Raw genomic sequence first — 23,379 nt, 5'->3', positions numbered from 1 at the left:
TCTTCAGGTGCAACAGGATTCAGCTACGGGGCGGGCGCCAGACGCCGGACGGCGTGCGGTCGGGGATGAAATCAGAAGAGACGCTGACAACCAGCGCATTGGAAGCAGTCACCGGGGCCTTGAGCACCGGCATCGACAATTGCAGCATGCCGCCGGTCTTGCACTCCTGGCCGGGCTTGCAGCTTTTGCCGTGGTCGGCAGCTGCGCCGTCCTGGCAACAGTCAGGGGCCATGTCGCTCATCATCTGCATGTCGGACATCTGCATCGGGCACGGCTCGGTGCTCGACGGCACACCCGCCATCCCGGTCAGGGGAAGCGCAAGACTCAACAGCAGTACCAGGAAAAAACGCAGATAGCGGCTCATGGGACGGGAGCTTAGCCAAATGGTGGTTAAGCAACAATTAACAAAATCCGGAGATTTCGCCTTCGCCCGGAATGCAGCAACGACACAAAACAAAATGTGGGAGCGGGCTTGCTCGCGAAAGCGGTGTATCAGCCAGTTCATATGTGACTGATACACCGCTTTTTTCGCCAGCAAGCCCGCTCCCACATGGGGACCGAGCAAGCCTGAGGATCAGTGCATGAAGATCGCGATCAGGATAATGACCGGGATAGGCACACCGAGGAAAAACAGCAGTAATGAGCGCATGACGTTCTCCTTGAATTAACGAACGGAAGTGGTGTGGGGAGTGGTTTCCAGATACACCACGGCATCCCGGCGACGACCACCAAAGGTTGCAGCGAGGCTGGCAAAAAACGCACCGATCAACAGCGCCACGAAGGTCCACAGCGACGTGTAGGCAGCCACTTTTGCAGCCGTGTCGGCAGCCTGCTTGGCTTTCAACTTGGCGTCATCCAGGGCTTTTTGAGCCTGGCCATAGACCTGGTCAACACGCGCCTCGGCATCGGCCTGGCTGAGGTTGGTCCGCTGGCTGATCAACTGTGCAAGGTACGCACGGTCTTCAGGTGCCAGCTGACCATTGTTGCTCACGGTACGAGCGAAGATGCGAGCGACCACACCATGCACCGCGTCATCACTGACGGCGGCCGGGCGATCATCACGGAACAGGCTGTCGACGTAGTAGCCAAAGTCTTCGCCCTTGGAGGCAGCGCCAGCCACCTGGCTCATGCCACTGACGGCACCCGAGGCCACACTGGCACCGGCCTTCACACCACCGCTGACCACACTGCTGACCGAACCGACGATCAGCACCGCCGTTACCAGTGTCGCCACGGCCCAGGCCAGGAAGCCATGGGCGGTGTCGCGAAAGTACACCTCATCGCCGTGCATATTGGCCCATTTCACCCGCAGGCGACCGGCGATGTAACCGCCCATCCCCGACGCGATGATTTGCGTAACCGCCAGCCAGACAATGGTAGAAATGCCAAGCCCTTTGGCGCTGATGCCACTGTCGGCCCACGGCGACACCGCCGAAAAGCCCAGGCCGAAGCCCAGCAGTACCAGAATCAAGGACAGCGCAGCCGCGGCAGCGGCCCCGGCAAAGATCGCGCCCCAGGAAACCCCGGAGAGCGTGCTCGACTCTTGCAGCGTGGATGAGGATGTAATCATTGTTGTTTTGCTCCAGGCATGAAAAATAGTGTTACAAGTCTCAAAAGGGACAGTGCAGGCGACGTGCCAGAAGCTCGAAAATTAAAACTTCATATATTTCAATAACTTAATTAATTTGAACTAATTTGAACCATGCAACTTGCAAGAAATGGCCCGGAGCGGCGGGCGTATTGCATTCCTCGTAGGAAATAACCCGTACGCACGCCGTGGCATGCAAAAAATCCTACACACACAGCGTTCGTTCAGATTCAGCGGGTTATGGTGAATTGTGTCGTTTGTGCCTACATAAATTTTTATTTAGGAAGCGGGCTATCATTTCTTGGCAAAATGCCCGCACTTCAGTGTGAATCGCTCACCAGGTAATCCTTATGACCCGCATTTTGACCATCGAGGACGACGCCGTAACGGCCCGCGAGATCGTTGCCGAGCTGAGTAGCCATGGACTGGACGTAGACTGGGTAGACAATGGCCGCGAAGGCCTGGTCCGTGCCGTCAGCGGTGATTACGACCTGATCACCCTCGACCGCATGCTCCCGGAACTGGATGGCCTGGCCATCGTCACCACCCTGCGCACCATCGGCGTATCCACGCCGATCCTGATGATCAGCGCCCTCTCCGATGTGGATGAACGGGTACGTGGCCTGCGGGCCGGTGGTGATGACTACCTGACCAAACCGTTCGCCTCCGACGAAATGGCCGCCCGCGTCGAAGTGCTGCTGCGGCGCAAAAGCACGGTCAAGGAGTTCGAAACTGCCTTGCGCGTGGCGGATCTGGAACTGAACCTGATCAGCCGTGAAGCCAGCCGCGCCGAACAGCCCCTGAGCCTGTTGCCGACCGAATACAAACTGCTGGAATTCCTGATGCGCAACACCGGGCAAATCCTCTCGCGGATGATGATCTTCGAGGAAGTCTGGGGTTATCACTTCGACCCGGGCACCAACCTGATCGACGTGCACATCGGTCGCCTGCGCAAAAAAATCGACCCGCCGGGCCTCACGCCGCTGATCCGCACGGTACGAGGTTCCGGGTATGTCATTGCTGAACCCCTCTAAAGGCTGGCGCTCTTCCAGCAGCCGGCTGCTGGCGCTCTACAGTTCGTTGTTCGTGGCCTGGAGCTGCATCCTCATGGGCGTGCTGTACTACGAGGTGTCCGGTTACCTGGGCGACCTCTCGCGCCACTCCCTGATGCAGCGCCAGCACCTGTTCCAGCGGTTTGACGGCGAAGAGCTGGTGGAAGCCCTGACCACCAGCATGACCTTCGACATGAAGGGCGTTGACGCCTACGGCCTGTTCGATAATCAGTTCAACCCCATCAGCGGCCCGATCCGCGTGATACCGCCCGACCTGCCAATGGACGGACACATCCACGCCCTGGCCAACTGCATCGACTCCGACGACCCGAAACTGCCGCGCGACAGCTGCGACGCCGTAGCCACCCACACCGAAGACGGCCGCTGGCTGATCCTGGTGCGGGCCAACGGCTCGCTGTTCGGCGTGACGCGGATCATCCTGCACGCCTTGCTGTGGGGGATCACCCTGACGATCATTCCCGGCGCGGCCGGCTGGCACCTGCTCAGGCGGCGCCCGTTGCGGCGGATTCGCGGGATCCAGGCGAGTGCCGAAGCCATCGTGGCCGGCGACCTGACCCACCGTTTGCCATTGTCCGACCGACGCGACGAACTGGACATGCTGGCAGCCATCGTCAACGCGATGCTCGACCGTATCGAGAAGCTGATGAACGAGGTCAAGGGCGTGTGCGACAACATCGCCCACGACTTGCGCACCCCGCTCACACGCCTGCGGGCGCAGCTGTACCGAATCCAGCAACAGGCTGATGAAGACGCGCCCCACGCCCTGCAACTGGACGCGGCCATCGCCGAGACCGACACCTTGATGGCGCGTTTTCGCGGCCTGCTGCGGATTTCCGAACTGGAAGACCACCAGCGCCGCTCGGGCTTCCTGGTGCTTGATCCCCTGCCCTTGCTGCAGGAACTCCACGACTTCTACCTGCCCCTGGCAGAAGAAGGCGAGATGGAACTGCTGCTGCAAGTGCCGGACTCATTGCCCTGGATCACCGGTGACCGCGCGCTGCTGTTCGAAGCCCTGGCCAACCTGCTGAGCAACTCGATCAAGTTCACCCCGCCGGGCGGCGAAGTGATTTTGCGCGGCGTGAACGATGCCGGCAGCACCCGCATTGAAGTCCTGGACTCCGGCCCCGGGATTCCCGCAGCTGAACGTGCCGCGGTGTTCCAGCGGTTTTACCGGGTGGACGAAGGCAATCAGCAACAAGGCGGGTTTGGCTTGGGGCTGTCGATTGTGGCCGCGATCATCAACCTGCACGGGTTCAAACTGGAAGTCGGCAGCAGCGAACGAGGCGGTGCGAAGCTGATCCTCGAATGCCGCCAACAACTGATGCCCGAAGCCTGAAGCCTGAAGCCTGAAGAACACCACAAAACCAATGTGGGAGCGGGCTTGCTCGCGAATGCGGAGTGTCAGTCAACCCATCTGGCACTGATCCACCGCATTCGCGAGCAAGCCCGCTCCCACATTTGATCTTCATTCAGCCCGGAAAATTACCCCGCAACGCATCCAGCCCGCCGCTGTAGACACCGCTGAACAACTCCTCCACCGCCGCATCCGTCACACCGGCCACCGGAGTAAACACGCCCGACCAGGTCACCTTCGCGGAGCTGTCACCCAGCGCCTCAACCTTCAACGTCGCCAAATACTCACTCACCGGAAACGGCGACTCGCTGATCGAATAACTGTAGGTACGCGCCGCATCATCAAAGCGTTGCAACCGTTCCACCACCACCCCGCCATCCGCCGTTTGCAGGTGGCGCACGCGCCCGCCTTCACTCGGCTCGCTCTTGACGATAAAGGGCAGCCAGTCCGGCAGCGAATTGAAGCCGCCGACCAATTGCCAAACCTGTTCGGCCGAAACCGGGATTTCAATAACAGCAGATGCTTTTGCCACGATTAACACTCCAAACCATTCAAGAAAAATCAGATCGCCATGCTGTCGACAACACCGCCGTCGACCCGCAACGCGGCACCGGTGGTGGCAGAGGACAACGGTGAAGCAATGTACGCCACCAGATTCGCCACTTCATCCACATTCGCTGCGCGCTGGATGATCGACGTCGGCCGCGCATTGCGCACAAACACATCCGCCTCGTCCCGCGCACTGCGCCCGGACTTGGCCACGGCGTCCTTGAGCATGTGCTCCAGGCCATCGGTAAAGGTCGGCCCCGGCAGGATCGCATTGACCGTCACCCCGGTGCCCGCCAGGCGTTTGGCCAAGCCATGGGACACCGCCAGGTTGGCGCTTTTGGTCACGCCGTAATTGATCATGTCAGCCGGCGTTGCCACCCCGGATTCCGACGACACAAAGATCACCCGGCCCCAGCCCTGCTCGACCATGCCCGGCGTGTAATGCCGCGACAAACGCACACCGGAGATCACGTTGACCTCGTAGAAACGCGTCCACTCGCTGTCGGGAGCGTCAAAGAAATCGACGTCGTTGAAGATCCCGAGGTTGTTCACCAGGATGTCGGCCCGCGGCTCGGCGGCGAACAGCTTTTCAGCGCCCTCGGCCGTACCGAGGTCCGCCACCAGCCCACGCAGATCCGCGCCGGGCACGGCCTGGCGAATGGTCGCCAGCGCCTCGTCGACCTTGCCCGATTCACGCCCGATCACCACCACCGTAGCGCCGGATTGCGCCAGCGCCTGGCTGATGCCCAGGCCTATGCCGGCGGTGCTGCCACTGACGATTGCGACTTTGCCACTGATATCAATTTTCATGTTCGCGTTCCTGTGGTTAGAGCGGCAACGGTGCACGGGCCGAAATCAATCGGGCCTCGCGCAGGGCCTGCCAAAAGGCTGCGGGAATCTTCTCTGACAACGCCGCGACGTCTTCAGCAATGCGCCCCGGACGACTGGCACCCGGAATCACTGCGGCCACTGCCGGGTGAGCCAGGGAGAATTGCAGTGCAGCGGCTTTCACACTCACGCCATGGGCAGCGGCAATCGCCTTGATCTGCTCGACCTTGCTGATGATCGCCGGGCTGGCTTTCTGGTACTCAAAATGTGCGCCGCCCGCCAGGATCCCGGAGCTGTAAGGGCCACCGACCACGATCTCGACGTTCTGCGCCTGGGCTGCATCCATCAAGCGCTGCAAGGCGCGTTCATGGTCGAGCAAGGTGTAGCGACCGGCAAGCAGGAAACCGTCGGGCTGGGCTTCGGTCAGGTCCAGGGTCAACTCGCAAGGCTCGACCCGATTGACGCCCAGGCCCCAGGCCTTGATCACGCCTTCTTCACGCAGGCGGGTCAGTACTTTGAAAGCACCGGTGCGCGCCTGATTGAAGTAGTCCAGCCATTGATCACCGTAGAAGTCCTGGGCGATGTCGTGAATCCACACGATGTCGAGGCGGTCGGTTTGCAGGCGGTTGAGGCTGTCTTCGATGGAGCGCAGGGTGGCATCGGCGCTGTAGTCGTTGACCATCTTGTTCGGCCGGCCATGTTCAAACACGCCGCTTTTCTCGCCAAGGTCGCGGGCGCTTTCTTCCACTTCATCCAGGATCACCCGGCCGACCTTGGTGCTGAGCACATAGTCGTCACGGTTGTACTTGGACAGGGCCTGGCCCAGGCGGATTTCCGAGAGGCCCGAGCCGTAGAACGGTGCGGTGTCGAAGTAACGCACGCCCTGGTTCCAGGCCGCTTCAACGGTGGCTTGCGCCTCCTCTTCAGGAATCGCACGGAACATGTTGCCCAAGGGGGCGGTGCCAAAACCCAGCACGCCGGGCAGTTTGTCTTTCAAGCTCATGGGGTAAATCCTCAAGATTGTTCAAGGTCGCTGTGTTGACCGTTGAGCAGATCGTAGATTGCAGAGATCGGACCGTCCAAGACATACTGCGACCAACTTGAGTCCCTTAAGGTCTGACATGATCGACTTCCGCCAATTGCGCTACTTCGTTGTAGTCGCTGAAGAAGAACACGTGGGGCGTGCTGCCGAACGGTTGCACATCTCCCAATCGCCCCTGAGCCGGCAGATTGCCCAATTGGAAGAGCGCCTGGGCCTGACCCTGTTCGAGCGCAGCCAACAGCGCATCCGCCTGACCCGCGACGGCCAGACGTTCCTCGCCGAAACCAAGGCGCTGCTGACCCACGCCAACCGCCTGGAGTCATTGGGCCGGCGATTGGGTAAAGGCGAAGAAGGCGGACTGTGCATCGGCTACATCGAAAACGCCATGCACGCGGGGGTGCTGCCCAACGCCCTGAAGGTACTGCGTGACGCGCGGCCCAACGTGCATATCGCCCTGTACAACCTGCCCTCCGCCGAACAGCTGGAAGGCCTGCGCCAACGCAGCCTGGATATCGCTCTGGTGGGTGAACCACCGGCGGCGGATGACCCGGACCTGATGGCATTGCAAGTGCTGGACGATCCGATGCTGCTGGCGCTGCCCGAGCAGCATCCGCTGGCCAGCGTCAGCGAGTTGCTGCCTGAGCATCTGGCCGAGCAGCAATGGATTGGCGTGCAGCGCAAAGCGGGTGCAAACCCGGCGGATGACTTTGTTGCGGCGTGCATTCGGGCAGGGTTTACCCCGCAGATTCCGATGGAAGCCAGCGAGCCGTTTACCGCGTTGGGGTTGGTGGCGTCGGGGCTAGGTGTCGCGATGGTGCAAAAGGGCTTGAGCCGCAATGCACCGCCGGGCGTCGTGCTGCGAGAACTGCCGTGGCTGACCTACACCACGCCGCTGTGGGCGGCGTGGCATCGGATCAATCTGCGGCCGTTGGTGGAGACGTTCAGGAAAGTCCTGACAGAGCCCCTATCACCTGTGGGAGCCGGGCTTACCCGCGATGCAGGCACCTCGGTCTGTCAGTAACACCGCGGTGACGCCATCGCAGGCAAGCCAGCTCCCACAGGGTTTAGGTGTCGCAGTTGAACGTGTGGTAGATCAGTACCGCCAATGCCCCGGCACCCATAACCACTGCCCGTTCCCCCAGCGATAGTGCCCCCGCACCCACTGATACCCTGGCGCCGGCGCCACCGGCACCACCTCGACCAAAGGCGGCGGACGCCGCGGATGAACAGGCTCGACAATACAACCGGACAACGCAGCCGCCATCAACGTGGCGGCCAGCGTAGCTTTGAATAGGCGGGACATGGCACGGTTCCCCAATGAGATTGGCCTTCGCCTGAGTGGCGGGCCTACCCGGGTTAAACGCCGCGACCCGGGAAAATCCGTCGCCCGTCTCGGTTATTAATGCTCGTTCCCACGCTCTGCGTGGGAACGCATACCGTGACGCTCCGCGTCACCACTGCGCAAGACTTGAACCTTGCATCGCCAACTGGACGCAGAGCGTCCGGGGCGGCGTTCCCACGCAGAGCGTGGGAACGATCATCAGTGGCTCTTGGCGACCTTGCCCTTCGCCTGGCCCTTCATATACAACGCCTCCACCAACCGCTGGCGCTCATCCCGGGGCAAGGTGCTGGCGAACTGCGCCAGGGTGTTGTCCACCAGCGCCCTGAGCGCCATGTCCGCCTCCCGGGCCTTGCCCAAATCCGTCACCAACGCCTCACGGTCGAGAGTCGGCGCCTCCAGTTGCTTGATCACGTCCAGCCGCGCCTCACGCCCGGCCAGCACCAGCGGCTGGCTGTCGGCGCGGTTCTGGCGCAACAACTGGCGCAGTTCCTTGCGCCGTTCCGGCGGCAGCATGACCATCGCCTGGCGCAGGCCATGCTGGTTAACCACCGCCTCGGCGGGCTTGGTGTTCGCCAACCAATGGTACAAGCCACCGCCGACCCCGCCGATCAAAAACACGTTGAACAACACCGACACAACCAGCAGCGGCTTCAGGTACTTGGGTGACGGGGTCATTGCTCGCTTTCCTCGGCGTTGACGGTGAAGACGACTTCGGCGTCGCCCTGGTCGAAGACACTCGGCAGTACTTCAGGGCCAAGCATGGGCAACGGCACGCTCAACGACGCCACCAGGATTCCGGCGGCGACCCCGGCGATGCCCACGCCAACAAAACCGGCCGGCGACAGCCAGCCGGCGTAGCGCGCCCAGAAGGACTGGCGCTGGGGAAACGATTGGCGAATCTGCCGCGCCAGCGCCGGGTCGACGGGTGCCAGTTGATAGCCGTCCAGCTGGCCGTCGAGCCATCGCGCCTGATGCAGCACCTCAAGGAGGCTGGCATCGCCTGCGTCCAGCAGGGCCTGGGCCTCGGCGTGTTCGGCGGCCGGCCAACGGTGCAAGTGGCCGCCGTAAGCCTTGGCCAATTGGGCAAATCGTTCAGGCGTCATGGTTTTCCCCTTCCTGGGCGGGCGGGCCCGGGTGTGTCGTCAAGGTAACTGCGCAGGTTGCGCCGGGCCCGTGACAGCAAGCTCTCCAGTGCCTCGACGCTGATATTCATCAGCGCCGCGGCGTCGATATTCGACAGCTCTTGGTAATACTGCAACACAATCGCTTCACGCTGGCGATCAGGCAGCGACGCCAACGCCGCCGCCATGCGCTCACTGCGGGCGGCCGCTTCCAGCTGTTCATCGGGCGCAGGCGCTGTGTCGACCACCTCGCTCATCGCCTCCTCATCGCGCAACGGGCGCTCCTTGCGCCGACGCAAATGGTCGTGGCACAGGTTGAGTGCCACGCGGTGCAGCCAGGTGTCGAAACGCGCTTCGCCACTGCGCCAGCTTGCAGCCTGGCGCCAGATACGCAGAAAGCTTTCCTGGGCCACGTCCCTGGCCTCGTCGGCATCCCCGAGGATCCGACTGGCGAGCGCGAGCAAACGCGGCAGTTTGCGCGTCACCATTTCGTTGATGGCCGCCGGTTCGTTGTTACCGATGCGGGCCAACAGCTCAACGTCCGGATCAGTGTCTTTCAATAGGGCAAGTCTCGGTCCGGTGGCTAAGGGTCAGGTTGACGGAATGCTCAGCGGATCCAGTGCCCTTCTCTCCAGTACCAGTTGGGGCCGCGCGATTCCCAGTGGCCAGGTTCCCAACGGGCGTTGCGCATCACCGGCTGCCAGTGGCCCGGTACCCAGGCATAACCGCGCCCTTCATAGCGCCAGTGCCCGCGATCCCACACATAGCCAGGGCGTTCGACGGGAACGGCCTCGACGCGCATCGGCGGTGGCGCTTCGCGGATGATCACTTCGGTCTGGGCAAAGGTCGGCGTGCTGACCAGGGCGGCCAGTGCCAGCGGGATCAACAGGGCATAACGTAATTTGGCCAGCGGTCGTGCAAGTCTCATGACAACTCCTTCATCGGCGATCGCCAGTGATCGCAGTTGTAGGGTTGAACGGCAGGTGTCCGAAAATCCGTCGCAACAAAAAGAACTTTTTATCGCGACCGCTCAGGACGGCAGGCGGGGCCAGTATTGCGCAGGGTTTGCGGGGAGTTGATGAAATTGTTGAAAGGTCGCGACGGATTTATCCATATGGCCGCGTTCAAGGGTTAACCGTTGGTAATCGACAGGCGCGTTCTGTTGGTTGGCGACGCCCATCACCTTGAGGAAATCACCATGTCTCGTCGAATTTCACTGCTGGTTGCCGCCGTCCTGCTCATGAACCTTGGCGGCTGCGTGTTCCTGCCGGGGCACCGCGAGCATTGCTGCTGGCGCGGTTACGGGGTAGTGACTACCCCGACGGCACAAGCGATCTCCTGATCCGCTAACTGACCGCTGCAAACCCCCTGCGCCCGGCCTTGATCTCGGTGCGCAGTTCGCCAATCAGGTTTGAGATGGAACGGATGCTGTCCAGACCCTGGGGCGACACACGGGGCAGCAGCAGGTCGACCCGCCCGGAGGCCGGGTCGAAGATGTTGATGCGCAGCGAACCGTCGCTGTTCAATGAGCAGTCACAGGCGAGGGGCAGGAAGCCCGACTCCATGATGTGGCGAAACTCGGCGATCGAAATCATGCGGGCACCCTTCCCTGTACGGGGCTCGGAGGACGTGATCCGTCTAGGGTAGATGAGCTTTTTCAAACTGCCCGGGAATTAATTCAAAAGTGATACTTGGTGCGCATTTCGGCTAAAACCGCTGGCCGGCTGACGCCAGAAAAACCACACAGCCCCCCTCTTATCCGATGCCACGCGAAGGGCTTGCTTCCTGGCGATGATGGCCAGATGCTCTGGTTTTTTCCGACACCGAGAGCACTCCGCATGAGCATCGAACCTTTGATCGAACCCGACAGTGCTGTGTACAAGACGTTGCTGGAATCGACCAAGGCCATTCCCTGGCGTATCGACTGGGCAACCATGACTTTCAGCTACATCGGCCCGCAGATCGAGGCACTGCTGGGCTGGACGCCGCAGAGCTGGGCCACCGTCGATGACTGGGTGGAACGCATGCACCCGGACGACCGCGAGTATGTGGTCAACTTCTGCGTCTCCCAGTCCCGCGCCGGGGTCGATCATGAAGCCGATTACCGGGCGCTGACCGCCAGCGGTGAGTACGTGTGGATTCGCGACGTGGTGCACGTGGAGCGCAAGGACGGCGAGGTGCAGGCGCTGATCGGCTTCATGTTCGACATCAGCGAGCGCAAGAAGACCGAAGAACACCTGATTCGCCTGCAGAAGCAGCTGGAGGAGTATTCGTTCCAGGACGGCCTCACCGGCATCGCCAACCGGCGCATGTTCGACACCGTGCTGGCGCGGGAATGGACCAGCGCCCAGCGCAGCCAATTGCCGCTGTCGTTGATCCTGTTGGATATCGACTATTTCAAGCAGTACAACGACCTCTACGGGCATATCAAGGGCGACGAATGCCTGCGCCAGGTGGCACGCACGCTGTCGCAGGCGGCCAACCGGCCACGGGACTTCATTGCGCGCATCGGCGGCGAGGAATTTGTGTGGTTGTTGCCGGAAACCGATGCCGAGTCGGCACGGCGCGTGGCCGAACGCTGCCTGCACTTGATCCGCCAGCAGCAGATCGCGCATGAGCACTCGGCGGTGTCGGACCTGCTGACACTGAGCCTGGGCGTAGGCACTTGCACGGTAACGCCGGGCGGCGCGGCGCTGGCCTTTGTCGAAGCCGTCGACAAATTGCTGTACCAGGCCAAGCGCAATGGGCGGATGCGCGCAGAGTTTGCCGACGTAGAGGATTGATACAACGCTCAAATCGCGGGCAAAAAAAATCCCAAGTAGCTGATGGAAACTTGGGATTTAAAAATGCATAAACCGTGGGAGGTGAACGCCCGGTTATATTACCCAGCGGGAAAACTTGTAACAAGATAATTTTCAACCTTTCGTCGGATTAAAACAGCGCTAAGTCATTCAATAACCACACTTTTTTAATGGATCCGATTATTGGAAATGCCACTTTTTGGTGCAATAACAGCGCATCGTTAAACAAACTTCGCTGTTTAATTCCGCGATAAAAATAAGGTTATTGATTAAAAGTGCGTGGGCTTCTTCAAATAGTGCTGATACAGGTGTTTGCACGGATCCACCAACACAAGTTCGTCCTGGGGCGTGGCGCGCGAAACACTGGCTGCCTGACGGCATAACGCCAGGCGCTCCGCCGCCTCTTCCCGCTGCCGGTCGACCTGGGCATTGAGCCGAACGAAATAGGTCCCCAACAACACCGCGACACATAGAACCCCGACGCCAAAATAGCGCAAGGCGTTGGATTGAGGGGGTTCCAGCTCACTCATACACTCATTGCACCTTGTGTTTCTGATAGCGAACATCGTCGCCCTCGGCCGTGTCGACCACTGCCCAGCCAAGCCGCTGGTAAAAACCGTTGGCACGGATCTGATCCCGCCCATCCGTGATCAGGAAGAGCGTGTCGTGGTGCTCGAACAGCGCGGCCTCGGCCACTGCCATCAATTGGCGGCCCAACCCAAGGTTCTCGTGAGACGGCAATACAAACAGGGCGAACACCTCGCCTTCGGCAAGATCAACCATTGCAAACGCGACAGGCCTGCCGTCCAGTTCGGCAAGCCATACGCAAGGCGCCTCGCGCATGCTGTCGGCGACGACTTGCGGGGTAATGCCCAGCTCAGCCATCTGCTCGCGGCTTAAGTGGTTCTGCACCACGGCGGTGCGAATGTCGAAAATGGCATTGATATCGCCCGGAGTTGCCAACCGTATAACCGACCCCATGTGCACCGCCTCCCGATGAGACGCTCAATTGTATGTAAATTGAAACACATCGGTTGTGGTGGATTTGTAAAACACTCACCGGATTGCGCGTTAATCCTGCTCACGCCGCCTGAACTGCCCCGGCGCCAGCCCGTGGGCCTTGCGGAAACACCGGGAAAAATACGCCTCGTCGGTAAACCCGCAACGGTGCGCAATCGCGCCGATCATCTGCGGGCTGTTGAGCAGCAGCGTGCGCGCCAGTTGCATGCGCCGGTCGAGCACCAACTGGGAGAAGGGTTTGCCGGTTTCCTTGCGCAACAGGTGGGTCAGGTAGTTGGGCGACAGGAACGCCGCCGCCGCGGCATCCGTCAGGTTCAGCGACGGCTCGTGCAAATGCTCGCGGATGTAGCCTTGCACCCGGGCCAGGGCATCCTTGCGCCCACGCCGGGTGGCGTTGTTGGCGGCGAACGCCTGGAGCGGTTCGGCGTACTGTTGGCACACCAGCCCGATCAACTGGAACAGGTAACCCTTGAGCCGCTCCCGGGCGCCGAAGCTGCGGTGGGCGTCCAGGCTACGCATGTGTTCCAGCCAGGTTTTGACTTCTTCGAAGGCCGCGTCGTCGAGGATGAAGTCCAACTGCTCCTGGAAGCGGAACGGCGACAGCTCCGGCGCCTGGCCGATGGGGATGTCTTCCAGGTCCAGCGGGTCGCAGGTCAGTTGCGGCAGGAAAAAACCCTGGCTGAAATTGATCAGCATGAAGTCGCCGTCTTCGGGATGGGGAATCACATGCAGGCGATGGGGCAGGATAAAGGCCAGGGCCTTTTTCGGGAACGGGCGCACCGCACCGCCGATGTGCTGCACGGTGTCGCCACCCAGGTTGATCTGGATCTGGAAATATTCGTGGCGATGGGGACTGGTCAGCGCCGCCCTGCCCCGCTTGTCGCGGATGTAGAAGTCGGAGCGGTCGCTGCGTTGTTCCATGCCATAGGTGGTGATGCGGGTGCCGGGCATACACGTTTCTCGGGGGGCCTGGGCACCACTGTAGCGTCAACCCTGGCCGAGGGTGAAGCTCAGTTCGGCCAGGCCATCGATCCCGGCGGTCACCACATCGCCCGGTTGCAAGGCGCCGACGCCCGCCGGGGTGCCGGTAAAGATCAGGTCGCCGGCTTTCAGCGCCACGGATTTGGACGCGTGGCTGATCACCTCACTGACCGACCAGATCTGGTCTGCCAGATCGCCCACTTGGCGTTGCTCGCCGTTGACCTTGAGCCAGATACGCCCAGTGCCCGGGTGGCCGACGGCACTCACCGGCTGCAACGCCGTGCAGGGTGCAGACTCATCGAAGGCCTTGGCCCACTCCCATGGCCGCGAAGCCTTTTTCGCCTGGGCCTGGAGGTCGCGGCGAGTCAGGTCGATGCCCAGGCCGTAACCCCAGATATGCGCGAGGGCATCTTCCGGGGCAATGTCCACCCCGCCCTTGCCGATGGCCACCACCAACTCGACTTCATGGTGCAGATCGGCGGTCAGCGGCGGATAGGCGATCACGCCCTCGGCGGGCACCACGGCATCAGCCGGCTTCATGAAAAAGAACGGCGGCTCGCGGTCGGGGTCGTGGCCCATTTCGCGGGCATGTTCGCTGTAGTTGCGCCCGACACAGAACACCCGGCGCAGCGGGAAGCGGGCGTCGTCGCCGTGGATGGCAAGGGACGGGGTTTCGTTGGGGGTGATGACGTAGCGGGTCATGGCATGTGCCTCTTCGATTACCTGGGGCCAGTATGCGGACGGGCTCCGGGGCGAAGTTGGACAGGCTTACGCAGATTTTGTACTGGGCGGTGCATCGGTCACTTTGCCGAGCGAACCCAACACTGCTAGCCTCATCGCGCTTTCAACCCCTGATCCCGCAGAAAGGACTCTGATGAACATCATTCGCGCCGTCGCACTCTTCGCCGCCTCATTGTTCTCGATGAACACTTCAGCCAAGGCCCCGCTTCCGGGATTCCAGTTGCCCAAGGCAGATTCGGAATATGACGAGAAGGTGTTGGCGGATATCAAGAAGATCGGCTGGCACCATGTGCATGTGCGGGCTGAAGACGGTGAGCCTTCGTTCGCCTACTCCCTGGGGTTCTACGCCAACTTCGGCCAACCGGAAATCATCGTATTCGGGCTGCCCCCGCAGATTGCCCAGCAGTTGCTGAACATCGCCGCGATCCGCTTTGCCGGTGCAAAAGCCGCCTATGAAACCTACAAGCCCTATGACGATATTGCCGAAGGCATGCGCATCGCCTTCATTCCTGTAGACCGCAGGCACTACCGCGAGTACCTCGGTTATGCCGGCTGGTTCTACGCCTCGATCAAAGCTGATTTCCCTGCGTTGCAAATGGTCTGGCCGGACAAACAAGGGCGCTTTCCGTGGGAGCCCAACTACGACCAGTCGTTCTCAAGGCTCCAATTGCTGCTGGATAAATAAGGGTTATTTACGCGCCAGCTTGTAGCGCAAACAGTCCTGATAAAAACTCTGGCGAATCACTTCGGGCTTGACCCGCGAGCGGCTGTCGTAGGTCTGCTCGGTGATGCCCATGGCCATCATGTGCATCCAGGGTTTCTTGAACTGGTAGGTCTTCAGCTTCTGCCGCGCGGCGTACAGCGAGACGCCCGACAGCTTCAATTCCTGGGCCCGGGCGGCGGTGCCTGCACCCCAGCTGCACATGTACTTGTCGTTGTCCCGCAGCTCCCGTGCCTCAACCGAAACCGCCCCACCCGCCACGGCACAGGCGATCAGCATGATTCCCACATTGCGCATTTGCATCCCGCCTAACCACCTGAAAATAAAAGTGATTTTGGCGAGAATTTTGTTACAAAGGGGCCAGCAAATTGCCTTATCGGTGAATTTTCCGGCCTGAAACCGAACCGAGTAACAGCGTTGCCATTCAGGCATTTTGCCACTATTGGTTGCCGATGGCCCATTGCCTGACGATAATCGCGGCGCTCTCCCACACTCACGCAAGGAAACGCCGTGAAAAAGCTTCTACTGTTGACCCCATTGCTCGCACTGCTGTTGCAAGGCTGCGGCGTCACCATGACGCAATACGAGCCGAACTTCGATAACGTCCAGGTCCTCAAGCAGGCAGCGCCGCTGCAACCCGTCAGCAATGCCCAGGTGACGGCCGCATCGGGCGAAGGCTCGTTGTCTGTACGTGCCAACCCGATCCGCTCGCCCAGTGGCAGCATCCCGGCGCATATCCAGGCTGCGATCACCCAGGAACTGCAACTGGCAGGCCTGCTGAACCCGCAAGCAGAACGTCATCTGCAAGTGCTGGTGGTGAAGAATTCGCTGTCGGCAGGCATGGGCTCCGGCAACGGCACGCTGGCCGCGCGGTTTACCCTGCTCAAGGGCAATGACGTGGTGTACGACGCGACCAAGGAAGTGAATCACACCTGGCCCAGTTCGTTCTTCGGGTTCATTGCGATCCCGAATGCCGCCAACGCCTACAACCCGATGGTGCGGGATTTGCTCAAGTCGCTGTACAGCGACCCGTTGTTCATCAAGGCGCTTAAGTAAGGCCTGGGCTGCGAGGATCGGCCACCCTGCCCTCGCAGCTGTTTCAAACGTTCAGTTACGTGTCACGCTCGTGGCACGTCGGCATCCAGTGCCGAATACTTCAGGTTATTGCCGTCGACCATTTGCTTGAGCAGGGCATTGACCTGGCGGGTGAAGGTATCGGTCACCGCGTCTTTCGGCGTGTTGGCCATCAACGGGATGAACCAGATGCCCATCCAGGTATTGATCGAGTCGTGGTTGGAGCCGGTGCTCAGTGCCTGGCCTTGTGCGTCCACCGATTCCAGCTTCATGGTGTACTGATCAGTCCCCAGCGCCGGAATGATGGTGAAGGTAAAGCCGCTGATAAAGGCCAGTACCAGTTGGCCGCCACCCGGTGGATGGTTGTAGACCTTCAGGCGCAGGCTGTAATCGCCTGGCTGCTTCTGGAATTCATCCAGGGTCACGCGACCAAACAGGCCGGAGTCAGTCAGGACTTTCTGCAGCTGTGGCTTGAGCATCTCACGCGCTTGTGGGACTTCGGCCGCGGCGGCATTTGTCGGCTCGCCCTGGTAGAACTTGAAGTCTACGTAGACGTTCGGTTTGTTGGCGTAGCTGGCCTTCGACGGCAGCGTGACGGGTGCCACTTCGTCTTTCGTGAAGCTGGCGCAGCCGCCCATCGACAACGTGATCAGGGCCAACCCCAGCATTTTTCCAATGTGCATTACGACTTCCTTAGTGAATGGAGCGTCTCCATGGCCGGAGTTGCTGGGGGCGGATGATAAAGAGTGGGTGGGAATGTTAAAAGGCCATCTCCGAGAAATACCCGCTCGCAGGCAGCACTAGTTGGCGGAGACCAGTTTCAGGCCGATCACGCCGGCCAGGATCAGCACGATGCACAAAACCCGCAATGGCGCGGTGGAATCGCCCAGCAATGCCATGCCGAGGATCGCGGTGCCCGCTGCGCCGATTCCAGTCCAGACCGCGTAGGCGCTGCCCACCGGCAGGGTGCGCAGTGCCATCGACAGCAGGATCACGCTGGAAACGCCGGTCACGACGGTGAGCAATCCGGGGGTGAATCGGGTGAAACCGTCCGAGGCCTTCATCGCGAACGCGAAGGCGATTTCAAGGATGCCGGCCAAGCCGAGCAGTAGCCATGCCATGGGATGAGCCCTCAGGAAATACAGTGAGTGTGTGGCGAGCAACCCCGCCACACCGAATCAGCGTTGGCTATGCCTTGGCAGCCGCCGCTGGCGTGGTACGGAAGGTGATGCCCAGTCGGTTGAAGGCATTCATCAAGGCGATGCCGTAGGTCAGGTCAGCCAGTTCCTTGTCGCTGAACTCGGCGGCCGCTGCCGCATAGTCGGCGTCCGAAACATCACTGGCGGTCACGGCTTCGGCAAAGGCCAGCGCCACGCGCTCACGCTGGGTGAAGACTGCGCCAGCGTCGTGCCACACTGGCACCAGCACCAGCTTGTCCACGGCCAGGCCTTGCTTGAGCAGGTCCCGCGAGTGCATGTCGATGCAAAAGGCGCAGCCGTTGACTTGCGAAACCCGCAGGTAGACCAGGTCGATCAGCTCCTTGGACAGGCCGCTGTTTTGCAGGTAGACGTAAACCCCGCCGAACGCCTTGTAACCTTCAGGGGAAGCTTTGGAGTAGTCGAGACGCGTTGTCATGGTGAAATCCTGTAGCGGTTGGATGAAGCCGCCATCTTGCGACGCCATGGCCCACCCAGAAAGATCCATGATCGGGCTTGAGCACTAGGCCATGGACCCGCGGACATGGCCTACTCTGAATCATGATTCTTGGCCCTTTGGCATGGGTCATGGGGTTCGTAGACTGAGGGCCATCCATCCAGGAAGCAACGCACCATGAATATCCTCCATGTCAGTGCCAGCCCTCGCGGGCAAGCGTCGGAGAGCAACGCCCTCTCCCTCAAGATCATTGAATGCCTGCGCCAGCGGCACCCGGACGCCGAGGTGATCCAGCGCGGCATTGCCGCAAATGCCCTGGCACCGGTGGACGAGCCTTATGCAACGTCCCAGCAGTCCCTCGTGGACGTCTCGTCCGAGGGGTCGATGGCCCAGTCCGAGCGGCTTGTTCAGGAACTGGAGCTGGCCGACATTGTGGTGATCGCCACCCCTATGCATAACTACTCGGTGCCCGCGGCCCTCAAGCTATGGCTCGATCACATCGCACGGGTGCGCCGCACCTTCGATATCTCGGCCCAGGGCAAGATCGGCCTGTTGCAGGACCGGCCAGTGTTCGTCGCCATCGCCTCAGGCGGGCGGTTTTCCGGGGAGCGCGCGCACCAGCCGGACTTCCTGACGCCGTACCTGAAAACCATACTGGGCATGATCGGCCTGCATGACGTGACCTTCTTCACCGTCGAAGGCACCGCTTCCCGCCCGGAAACTCTGGCCCAGACGCGCCGCCAGACCGACCAGGCGCTGCACGATTATTTCGCCACCTGAACAGGACCCGCCGCCGGATGAGCACTTCGATCAAGGCCTTTTCACCGCTGGACGCCGGCACCGCGGAGCCGATTTACCGGCAACTTTACTGGCGGTTCCGCAGCGCGATTGCCGACGGTTTGCTCAAGCCGGGCGAACGCATACCCGCAGCCCGGGCCCTGGCCAAGGAGCTGGGGTTGGCCAGGGGCACCATCGACACGGCGTATTCGCTGCTGGCAGCCGAGGGTTATATCCAGGCCCGAGGCCAGGCCGGCACGGTGGTGGCTGAAGGGATCAAGGCCAGCCTGCCGGAGCGCCCCATGACGGCCAGCGACCACAATGCCGTGCGGCACAAGGCCGCCGTGTTGCCGTTTCAAATGGGGCTGCCCGCACTGGACGCGTTCCCGCGCAAGATCTGGTCGAAAATCGCCGCCCGCTGCGTGCGGGCCACCCAGGTCGCCGACATGGCCAACCCGTGCGTGTTCGGCCTGCACTCGCTGCGCACGGCGATTGCCAGCTACTTGCAGGTCGCCCGGGGCATCCACTGTTCGCCAGCGCAGGTCTTCGTCACCTCGGGCTATCGCAATACGCTGGGGCTGATCGCCCATGCACTGCTGGAACCGGGCGATCGGGTGCTGGTGGAAGACCCAGGCTACTTGTTCACCCGACCGTTGCTGGATTACCTGAATATCAAGGCCATACCGGTGCCGGTGGACCCGGATGGCATGCAGGTATCCCAGGCCGTGCAACAGGGCAAAGGCGCCCGCGCCGTAGTGGTCACGCCGGCCCATCAAAGCCCGCTGTGTGTCTCGCTGGCCTTGCCCAGGCGCCTGGAGCTGCTGGATTGGGCGAGTCGCCAGCAGGCCTGGATCATCGAGGACGACTACGACGGCGAATACCGCTACGTGAGCCGCCCGCTGCCGGCCCTCAAGAGCCTGGACCGCGACGGCCGGGTGCTGTACGCCGGAACCTTCAGCAAGGTGTTGTTCCCCGGCATCCGCCTGGCCTATCTGGTGGTGCCGGCAGCTCAAGTGGAACGCTTCGAACATGTCAGCCAGACCTTCCTCGGGGGCTGCCCGGAGTTGACCCAGGCGATCGTCGCAACGTTTATGACCGAGGGGCATTTTGCGCGGCATATCCAGCGCATGCGCAAACTCTACGGTGAGCGTCGGGAGGCCACCGCCAGGGGCTTGCGCAAGGCCTTGGGCGAGCATATTTCGATTGACGCCCAGCCGGGCGGGATGCACTTGATCCTGCGCCTCAATGCACAACAGTCAGACCGCCTGTGCGTGGAACGCCTGGCGCAGGCCGGCATTTATGCCGAAGCCTTGAGCGACTGGAATATTCAAGGCCAGACCGGCCCCGGCCTGCTGCTGGGCTTTGCCAATATCGAGTCCGAGGCCATCGCCGAAGCCCTTGGAAAACGCATCCTGGACGCACTCATGGCCTGATCCGCCAGCGCGTTCTTGGCTCTTTTGCCCACCGGCGAGTGGCGCCATGCTGGACAGCTCGTCCTCACCCGCCTGGAATGCCCATGCCCACTCCCCTGCGCAGCCTTGCAGTTTTCTGCGGTACCAATTTCGGCTTCAACCCGCGCTATGCGGATGGCGCCCAAGCCCTCGGTCGGGAAATCGCCCGGCGCGGCATACGCCTGGTCTACGGCGGCACCCACAAGGGCTTGATGGGCGTGGTGGCGGATGCTGCGCTGGCTGAAGGTGGCGAAGTCATCGGCGTGATCACCGAGTTACTGCATGAACGCGGCCATTCCCACGCCGGGCTTACCCACCATGAAGTGACTCAAGACATGCGCAGCCGCAAGACACGCATGAGCGACTGCGCCGACGGTTTCATTGCCTTGCCCGGCGGGCTGGGAACCCTGGAGGAGTTGTTCGAGGCGGCCACGCTGACCCAGGTCGGCGAACACCACAAGGGCGTGGCGTGCCTGAATACGGCGGGGTTCTTCAACCCGGTGCGCGCCCTGCTCGATCACGCTGTGCAGGAGGGCTTCATGAAGGTCGAACATAGCCGGATGCTGATGTTCAACGAAGACCCCGGCGCCCTGATTGATGCCCTGGAGCAGTGGCAGGCGCCGGTGGTTTCCAAGCTGATTGAGCCGGTGGCGAACTAACGTTTTTCGGTCTTGGCGATGCTGCTCCCGAATCCTTTCGCCAAGGCCTTTTTATTTACCACTGATAGGTCGCACTGGCCTGCACGGTACGCTGCGAGCCATACCAGCACCACGAGTAGGAATAGCAGGACGCGACGTACTCTTTATTCGCCAGGTTGGTGGCGTTTACCGCCAGGCGCAGGTTGTCACCCTGACGATTGATGTGCGGGATGTCGTAGTGCACCGCTGCATCAAACAGGGTGTAACCGGGCACCTTCAGGGTGTTGGCGGTATCGCCCCAGGAAGAACCGACATAGCGCGCACCGGCCCCCACGCCGAAGCCCTTCAGCGTGCCGTCGTGCAGGGTGTAATCCGCCCAGGCCGACGCGGTATGACGCGGAACCGCGTAGGTGGTGGTGCCTTCGGCCGCAATGGCCGGGCCGACACCGATGTCGCTGATGGGCGCATAACGCACGGTGTTGTTGGATTTGCTGATGCGGTTATCCAGGTAGGCATAGGCCGCAGTGATATCCAGGTTGTCGTTCAGGCTGGCCTTGCCTTCCAGTTCAAACCCGCGGGATTGCACTTCACCGTCCTGAATCTGGCAGCGGGAGCCGTTGCACAGGTGGGAAGCGTCCGGGTCCAGCGTCGGTACGTTGGTCTGGCGGAGGTCGAAAATGGCAGCCGTGATGAAGCTGTTGCTGCCCGGCGGCTGGTACTTGATGCCGATTTCCGTCTGCTTGCCCTCGGTCGGCTGGAACGTCGAACCGCCGTAGCCCGTGCCGGATTGCGGCTGGAAGGATTCCGAGTAGCTGACATACGGCGCCAGGCCGTTATCGAACAGGTAGACCAGGCCCAGGCGGCCGGTGAAGGCCTTGCTGTCCTGGGACGACTTGGTCTTTTTCTGGGTGGTCATCGCCAGGGTACTGTTGTCGGTGCTGGCCCAGTCATAACGCCCGCCCATCAACAGCACCCATTTGTCCCACTTCATCTGCTCTTGCAGGTACACCCCCGTTTGCTCGCTGCGCGAGGTGGCGTCGCTGGTGTAGGCCGGCACCGGCACGGCCGCGCCGTAGACCGGGTCGAAAATATCCAGCGTAGGCCCTGCCGTGTACACGCCGTTGCCCGACTTGGTGTCAGTGCTGGTGTTCTGGTAATCGGCGCCCATCAGCACGGTGTGCTGCAACGGGCCGGTGTCGAATTTGGCCTGCAACTGGTTGTCGAGGGCATAGGCGTCGATGTTCACGTCGCTGGCAGTGGTCGAGCGGCGGATGGTGCGGTAATCGCTCTCCAGGTAGTTGCTGTAGAGGCTGCGGTATTGCCCTTCGCTGCGCAGGTAGCGCGCATTCTGGCGCACAGTCCAGACATCGTTGAAGTGATGTTCGAAGGCGTAGCCGATGGAGTAATACTCGCGGTCGCTCTTCTCGAAGCTTTTCTCGCCGTCGTAGAAATCCACGTCGATCTTGCGCCCCGTCGGGCTGTGCAGCACCGAGCCCCAGGCTGGCATCGAGCCGTAGGACGCGCCCTTGGGGTCCTTCTGGAAGTGCCCGAGCAAGGTCAGCGAGGTATTCTCGTCCGGGCGCCAGGTGAAGGCGGTGGACAGGGATTGACGCCGGGTTTCGGTGTGGTCGATCTGCCCGTCGGCATCGTCGAACAGGCCGGCAACGCGGTAGGAATAAACGCCTTGGTCGTCCAGCGGGCCACTCAAGTCAAAGGTCGTGCGCTTCTTGTTGAAGGTCCCGTACTCGACGCCGACTTCATGGAACGGCGTGTCCAGCGGGCGTTTGCTGACCATGTTGATCACCCCGCTGGGGGTGCCCTGCCCGTACAGCACCGACGCCGGCCCGCGCAGCACTTCGACGCGCTCCAGGTCGAAGGCGTCTTTTTGCGGCAAGGCATCCCGGCTCGACGGCATGCGCAGGCCGTCGAGGTAGGTCGCCGGGGTGAAGCCACGGATGGTCAACTGGTCGAGACGCGAGGCGGTGGAGCCACGGGTTTCCGGGATCACGGCAGCGCTGTAGCGCAGGATCTGGTTGAGGCTCTCGGCGTTCTGCGCGCGCATCTGGTCTTTGGTGACCACGGAGATCGACTGCGGGGTTTCGATCAGTGCGGTGTCGGTCTTGGTGCCCGACAGGCTGCGGGTGGCCACGTAGCCAGACACCGGGCCGGTGGGGCTTTCCGACGGGTACGCGCCGCTGATGGTGGTGGCCTGCAACTCCATGGCGCCATCGGTGTGCGGGATGGCTTCGAGACGGTAGCGGTCGTCGGCGATCTTCAGGGCTTGCAGGCCGCTGCCGGCCAACACTTGGGCCAGGGCGGCGTCGGTATTGTATTGCCCGTTCAGGCCATTGCTGCGTTTGCCGCGGGTCAGGCTCGAATCAAAGGCCAATACCAGGCCCGCCTGTTCGGCGAGGCTGTTGAGGGCCTGGCTCAGGTCACCGGCGGGAATGGAGAACGCAGCGCTTTCAGCCGCGTAGGACGCTTGAACGGTCAGCAGGGGTACGGCGGCAAACGCCATCGCCACTGAAAGGGTCAATGGCTGTAAAGGACGAGCAAGGCGCGACATGAGAAGTCCTGGGAAATGGGGGTTCTATTAGTCATGACGGCCATGTCGGAAAATCGGGT

Annotated in this window: 30 protein-coding genes; 10 read left to right on the top strand and 20 right to left on the bottom strand. The window is 61.5% G+C overall.

What is annotated here, in order from left to right; genetic code table 11:
• Nucleotides 1-19: 19 nt before the first annotated feature.
• The gene (locus HX821_RS10385; RefSeq protein WP_102369398.1) at nt 20-364 is read right to left on the bottom strand and encodes a hypothetical protein; all 345 of its coding nucleotides are present in this window, start codon (nt 362-364) and stop codon (nt 20-22) included.
• Nucleotides 365-664: 300 nt separating this feature from the next.
• Nucleotides 665-1,570, bottom strand: coding sequence for a hypothetical protein (locus HX821_RS10380; protein ID WP_003219728.1), 906 nt, complete (start codon nt 1,568-1,570; stop codon nt 665-667).
• Nucleotides 1,571-1,938: 368 nt separating this feature from the next.
• Between HX821_RS10380 and HX821_RS10375 the strand changes: the two genes are divergently transcribed.
• On the top strand, nt 1,939-2,622 hold the full coding sequence (locus HX821_RS10375; RefSeq protein WP_003219726.1) for a response regulator transcription factor: 684 nt from the start codon (nt 1,939-1,941) through the stop codon (nt 2,620-2,622).
• Nucleotides 2,600-3,997: a cell wall metabolism sensor histidine kinase WalK gene (locus tag HX821_RS10370; protein WP_008435962.1), complete on the top strand. Its 1,398-nt coding sequence runs from the start codon at nt 2,600-2,602 to the stop codon at nt 3,995-3,997. Before HX821_RS10375 ends, HX821_RS10370 begins: the two co-directional genes overlap by 23 nt.
• Nucleotides 3,998-4,130: 133 nt before the next feature.
• On the opposite strand, the gene HX821_RS10365 is transcribed toward HX821_RS10370, so the two are convergent.
• Genes HX821_RS10365 through HX821_RS10355 form a run of 3 tightly spaced genes read right to left on the bottom strand, consistent with a single transcriptional unit; the run spans nt 4,131 to nt 6,395 of the window.
• Nucleotides 4,131-4,547: an SRPBCC family protein gene (locus HX821_RS10365; protein WP_102369400.1), complete on the bottom strand. Its 417-nt coding sequence runs from the start codon at nt 4,545-4,547 to the stop codon at nt 4,131-4,133.
• Between the two features lie 29 nt (nt 4,548-4,576).
• A complete protein-coding gene (locus HX821_RS10360; protein ID WP_003219722.1) occupies nt 4,577-5,374 on the bottom strand; it encodes an SDR family NAD(P)-dependent oxidoreductase in 798 nt (265 codons plus the stop codon).
• A 16-nt stretch (nt 5,375-5,390) separates the two neighbouring features.
• Nucleotides 5,391-6,395: an aldo/keto reductase gene (locus tag HX821_RS10355; RefSeq protein ID WP_008435967.1), complete on the bottom strand. Its 1,005-nt coding sequence runs from the start codon at nt 6,393-6,395 to the stop codon at nt 5,391-5,393.
• Nucleotides 6,396-6,513: 118 nt separating this feature from the next.
• On the opposite strand from HX821_RS10355, the gene HX821_RS10350 reads away from it, so the two are divergent.
• Entirely contained in the window at nt 6,514-7,455 is a 942-nt protein-coding gene (locus HX821_RS10350) for a LysR substrate-binding domain-containing protein (protein WP_177035703.1), read from the top strand.
• 72 nt (nt 7,456-7,527) lie between these two features.
• Here HX821_RS10350 and HX821_RS10345 read toward each other — a convergent pair whose 3' ends face one another.
• The 5 genes from HX821_RS10345 to HX821_RS10325 form a co-directional block, all read right to left on the bottom strand.
• Nucleotides 7,528-7,737, bottom strand: coding sequence for a YXWGXW repeat-containing protein (locus tag HX821_RS10345; protein ID WP_080673247.1), 210 nt, complete (start codon nt 7,735-7,737; stop codon nt 7,528-7,530).
• Nucleotides 7,738-7,974: 237 nt separating this feature from the next.
• On the bottom strand, nt 7,975-8,451 hold the full coding sequence (locus tag HX821_RS10340; protein WP_177035702.1) for a periplasmic heavy metal sensor: 477 nt from the start codon (nt 8,449-8,451) through the stop codon (nt 7,975-7,977).
• Complete coding sequence (locus tag HX821_RS10335) at nt 8,448-8,879, bottom strand: hypothetical protein (RefSeq protein ID WP_177035701.1); 432 nt, start codon at nt 8,877-8,879, stop codon at nt 8,448-8,450. The genes HX821_RS10340 and HX821_RS10335 overlap by 4 nt, the downstream gene beginning before the upstream one ends.
• Nucleotides 8,876-9,457, bottom strand: a complete 582-nt coding sequence (locus HX821_RS10330) for an RNA polymerase sigma factor (protein WP_008435980.1) — start codon at nt 9,455-9,457, stop codon at nt 8,876-8,878. The genes HX821_RS10335 and HX821_RS10330 overlap by 4 nt, the downstream gene beginning before the upstream one ends.
• 47 nt (nt 9,458-9,504) lie before the next feature.
• The gene (locus HX821_RS10325; protein WP_003219711.1) at nt 9,505-9,825 is read right to left on the bottom strand and encodes a YXWGXW repeat-containing protein; all 321 of its coding nucleotides are present in this window, start codon (nt 9,823-9,825) and stop codon (nt 9,505-9,507) included.
• Between the two features lie 270 nt (nt 9,826-10,095).
• Here HX821_RS10325 and HX821_RS10320 point away from each other — a divergent pair, with 270 nt between their 5' ends.
• The gene (locus tag HX821_RS10320; protein ID WP_166742173.1) at nt 10,096-10,239 is read left to right on the top strand and encodes a hypothetical protein; all 144 of its coding nucleotides are present in this window, start codon (nt 10,096-10,098) and stop codon (nt 10,237-10,239) included.
• Nucleotides 10,240-10,243: 4 nt separating this feature from the next.
• On the opposite strand, the gene HX821_RS10315 is transcribed toward HX821_RS10320, so the two are convergent.
• Nucleotides 10,244-10,492 carry a DUF1652 domain-containing protein gene (locus HX821_RS10315; protein WP_008435982.1) on the bottom strand — a complete coding sequence of 83 codons (249 nt, stop codon included), beginning with the start codon at nt 10,490-10,492 and terminating at the stop codon, nt 10,244-10,246.
• A 243-nt stretch (nt 10,493-10,735) separates the two neighbouring features.
• On the opposite strand from HX821_RS10315, the gene HX821_RS10310 reads away from it, so the two are divergent.
• Complete coding sequence (locus tag HX821_RS10310; protein WP_177019752.1) at nt 10,736-11,680, top strand: diguanylate cyclase; 945 nt, start codon at nt 10,736-10,738, stop codon at nt 11,678-11,680.
• 287 nt (nt 11,681-11,967) lie between these two features.
• Here the strand turns inward: HX821_RS10310 and HX821_RS10305 are convergent, their stop codons facing one another.
• The 4 genes from HX821_RS10305 to HX821_RS10290 form a co-directional block, all read right to left on the bottom strand.
• Nucleotides 11,968-12,228: a hypothetical protein gene (locus HX821_RS10305; RefSeq protein WP_003219703.1), complete on the bottom strand. Its 261-nt coding sequence runs from the start codon at nt 12,226-12,228 to the stop codon at nt 11,968-11,970.
• Between the two features lie 4 nt (nt 12,229-12,232).
• Nucleotides 12,233-12,679 carry a GNAT family N-acetyltransferase gene (locus tag HX821_RS10300; protein ID WP_003219700.1) on the bottom strand — a complete coding sequence of 149 codons (447 nt, stop codon included), beginning with the start codon at nt 12,677-12,679 and terminating at the stop codon, nt 12,233-12,235.
• 90 nt (nt 12,680-12,769) lie between these two features.
• A complete protein-coding gene (locus HX821_RS10295) occupies nt 12,770-13,669 on the bottom strand; it encodes an AraC family transcriptional regulator (RefSeq protein WP_177009775.1) in 900 nt (299 codons plus the stop codon).
• 36 nt (nt 13,670-13,705) lie between these two features.
• Nucleotides 13,706-14,401: a fumarylacetoacetate hydrolase family protein gene (locus tag HX821_RS10290; RefSeq protein WP_177019753.1), complete on the bottom strand. Its 696-nt coding sequence runs from the start codon at nt 14,399-14,401 to the stop codon at nt 13,706-13,708.
• A gap of 172 nt (nt 14,402-14,573) precedes the next feature.
• On the opposite strand from HX821_RS10290, the gene HX821_RS10285 reads away from it, so the two are divergent.
• Nucleotides 14,574-15,125, top strand: coding sequence for a DUF4262 domain-containing protein (locus HX821_RS10285; RefSeq protein ID WP_003219697.1), 552 nt, complete (start codon nt 14,574-14,576; stop codon nt 15,123-15,125).
• A 3-nt stretch (nt 15,126-15,128) separates the two neighbouring features.
• On the opposite strand, the gene HX821_RS10280 is transcribed toward HX821_RS10285, so the two are convergent.
• Complete coding sequence (locus tag HX821_RS10280) at nt 15,129-15,458, bottom strand: hypothetical protein (RefSeq protein ID WP_174717799.1); 330 nt, start codon at nt 15,456-15,458, stop codon at nt 15,129-15,131.
• A 213-nt stretch (nt 15,459-15,671) separates the two neighbouring features.
• On the opposite strand from HX821_RS10280, the gene HX821_RS10275 reads away from it, so the two are divergent.
• Nucleotides 15,672-16,217 carry a hypothetical protein gene (locus HX821_RS10275; RefSeq protein WP_003219695.1) on the top strand — a complete coding sequence of 182 codons (546 nt, stop codon included), beginning with the start codon at nt 15,672-15,674 and terminating at the stop codon, nt 16,215-16,217.
• Between the two features lie 62 nt (nt 16,218-16,279).
• Here the strand turns inward: HX821_RS10275 and HX821_RS10270 are convergent, their stop codons facing one another.
• The 3 genes from HX821_RS10270 to HX821_RS10260 all read right to left on the bottom strand — a co-directional run bounded on the left by HX821_RS10270 (nt 16,280) and on the right by HX821_RS10260 (nt 17,870).
• Nucleotides 16,280-16,918, bottom strand: coding sequence for a hypothetical protein (locus tag HX821_RS10270; protein ID WP_177035700.1), 639 nt, complete (start codon nt 16,916-16,918; stop codon nt 16,280-16,282).
• Between the two features lie 117 nt (nt 16,919-17,035).
• Nucleotides 17,036-17,356, bottom strand: a complete 321-nt coding sequence (locus HX821_RS10265; protein ID WP_087693029.1) for a multidrug efflux SMR transporter — start codon at nt 17,354-17,356, stop codon at nt 17,036-17,038.
• A gap of 67 nt (nt 17,357-17,423) precedes the next feature.
• Entirely contained in the window at nt 17,424-17,870 is a 447-nt protein-coding gene (locus HX821_RS10260; protein WP_029615984.1) for a carboxymuconolactone decarboxylase family protein, read from the bottom strand.
• Between the two features lie 195 nt (nt 17,871-18,065).
• Between HX821_RS10260 and HX821_RS10255 the strand changes: the two genes are divergently transcribed.
• From HX821_RS10255 to HX821_RS10245, 3 genes are all read left to right on the top strand, one after another.
• Nucleotides 18,066-18,668: an FMN-dependent NADH-azoreductase gene (locus tag HX821_RS10255; protein WP_087693030.1), complete on the top strand. Its 603-nt coding sequence runs from the start codon at nt 18,066-18,068 to the stop codon at nt 18,666-18,668.
• A gap of 17 nt (nt 18,669-18,685) precedes the next feature.
• Nucleotides 18,686-20,098: a PLP-dependent aminotransferase family protein gene (locus tag HX821_RS10250; RefSeq protein ID WP_177035699.1), complete on the top strand. Its 1,413-nt coding sequence runs from the start codon at nt 18,686-18,688 to the stop codon at nt 20,096-20,098.
• Between the two features lie 77 nt (nt 20,099-20,175).
• Entirely contained in the window at nt 20,176-20,775 is a 600-nt protein-coding gene (locus tag HX821_RS10245) for a TIGR00730 family Rossman fold protein (protein ID WP_177035698.1), read from the top strand.
• 55 nt (nt 20,776-20,830) lie between these two features.
• On the opposite strand, the gene HX821_RS10240 is transcribed toward HX821_RS10245, so the two are convergent.
• Nucleotides 20,831-23,320 (bottom strand): TonB-dependent siderophore receptor, encoded by a 2,490-nt coding sequence (locus HX821_RS10240; protein WP_177035697.1) that lies wholly within the window; start codon nt 23,318-23,320, stop codon nt 20,831-20,833.
• Between the last annotated feature and the right edge of the window lie 59 nt (nt 23,321-23,379).

It is taken from the genome of Pseudomonas sp. B6001 (assembly GCF_013386015.1).
Lineage (GTDB): Bacteria > Pseudomonadota > Gammaproteobacteria > Pseudomonadales > Pseudomonadaceae > Aquipseudomonas.
The sequence above is the reverse complement of the archived record's forward strand: the minus strand, read 5'-3'. Positions and strand labels throughout refer to the sequence as shown.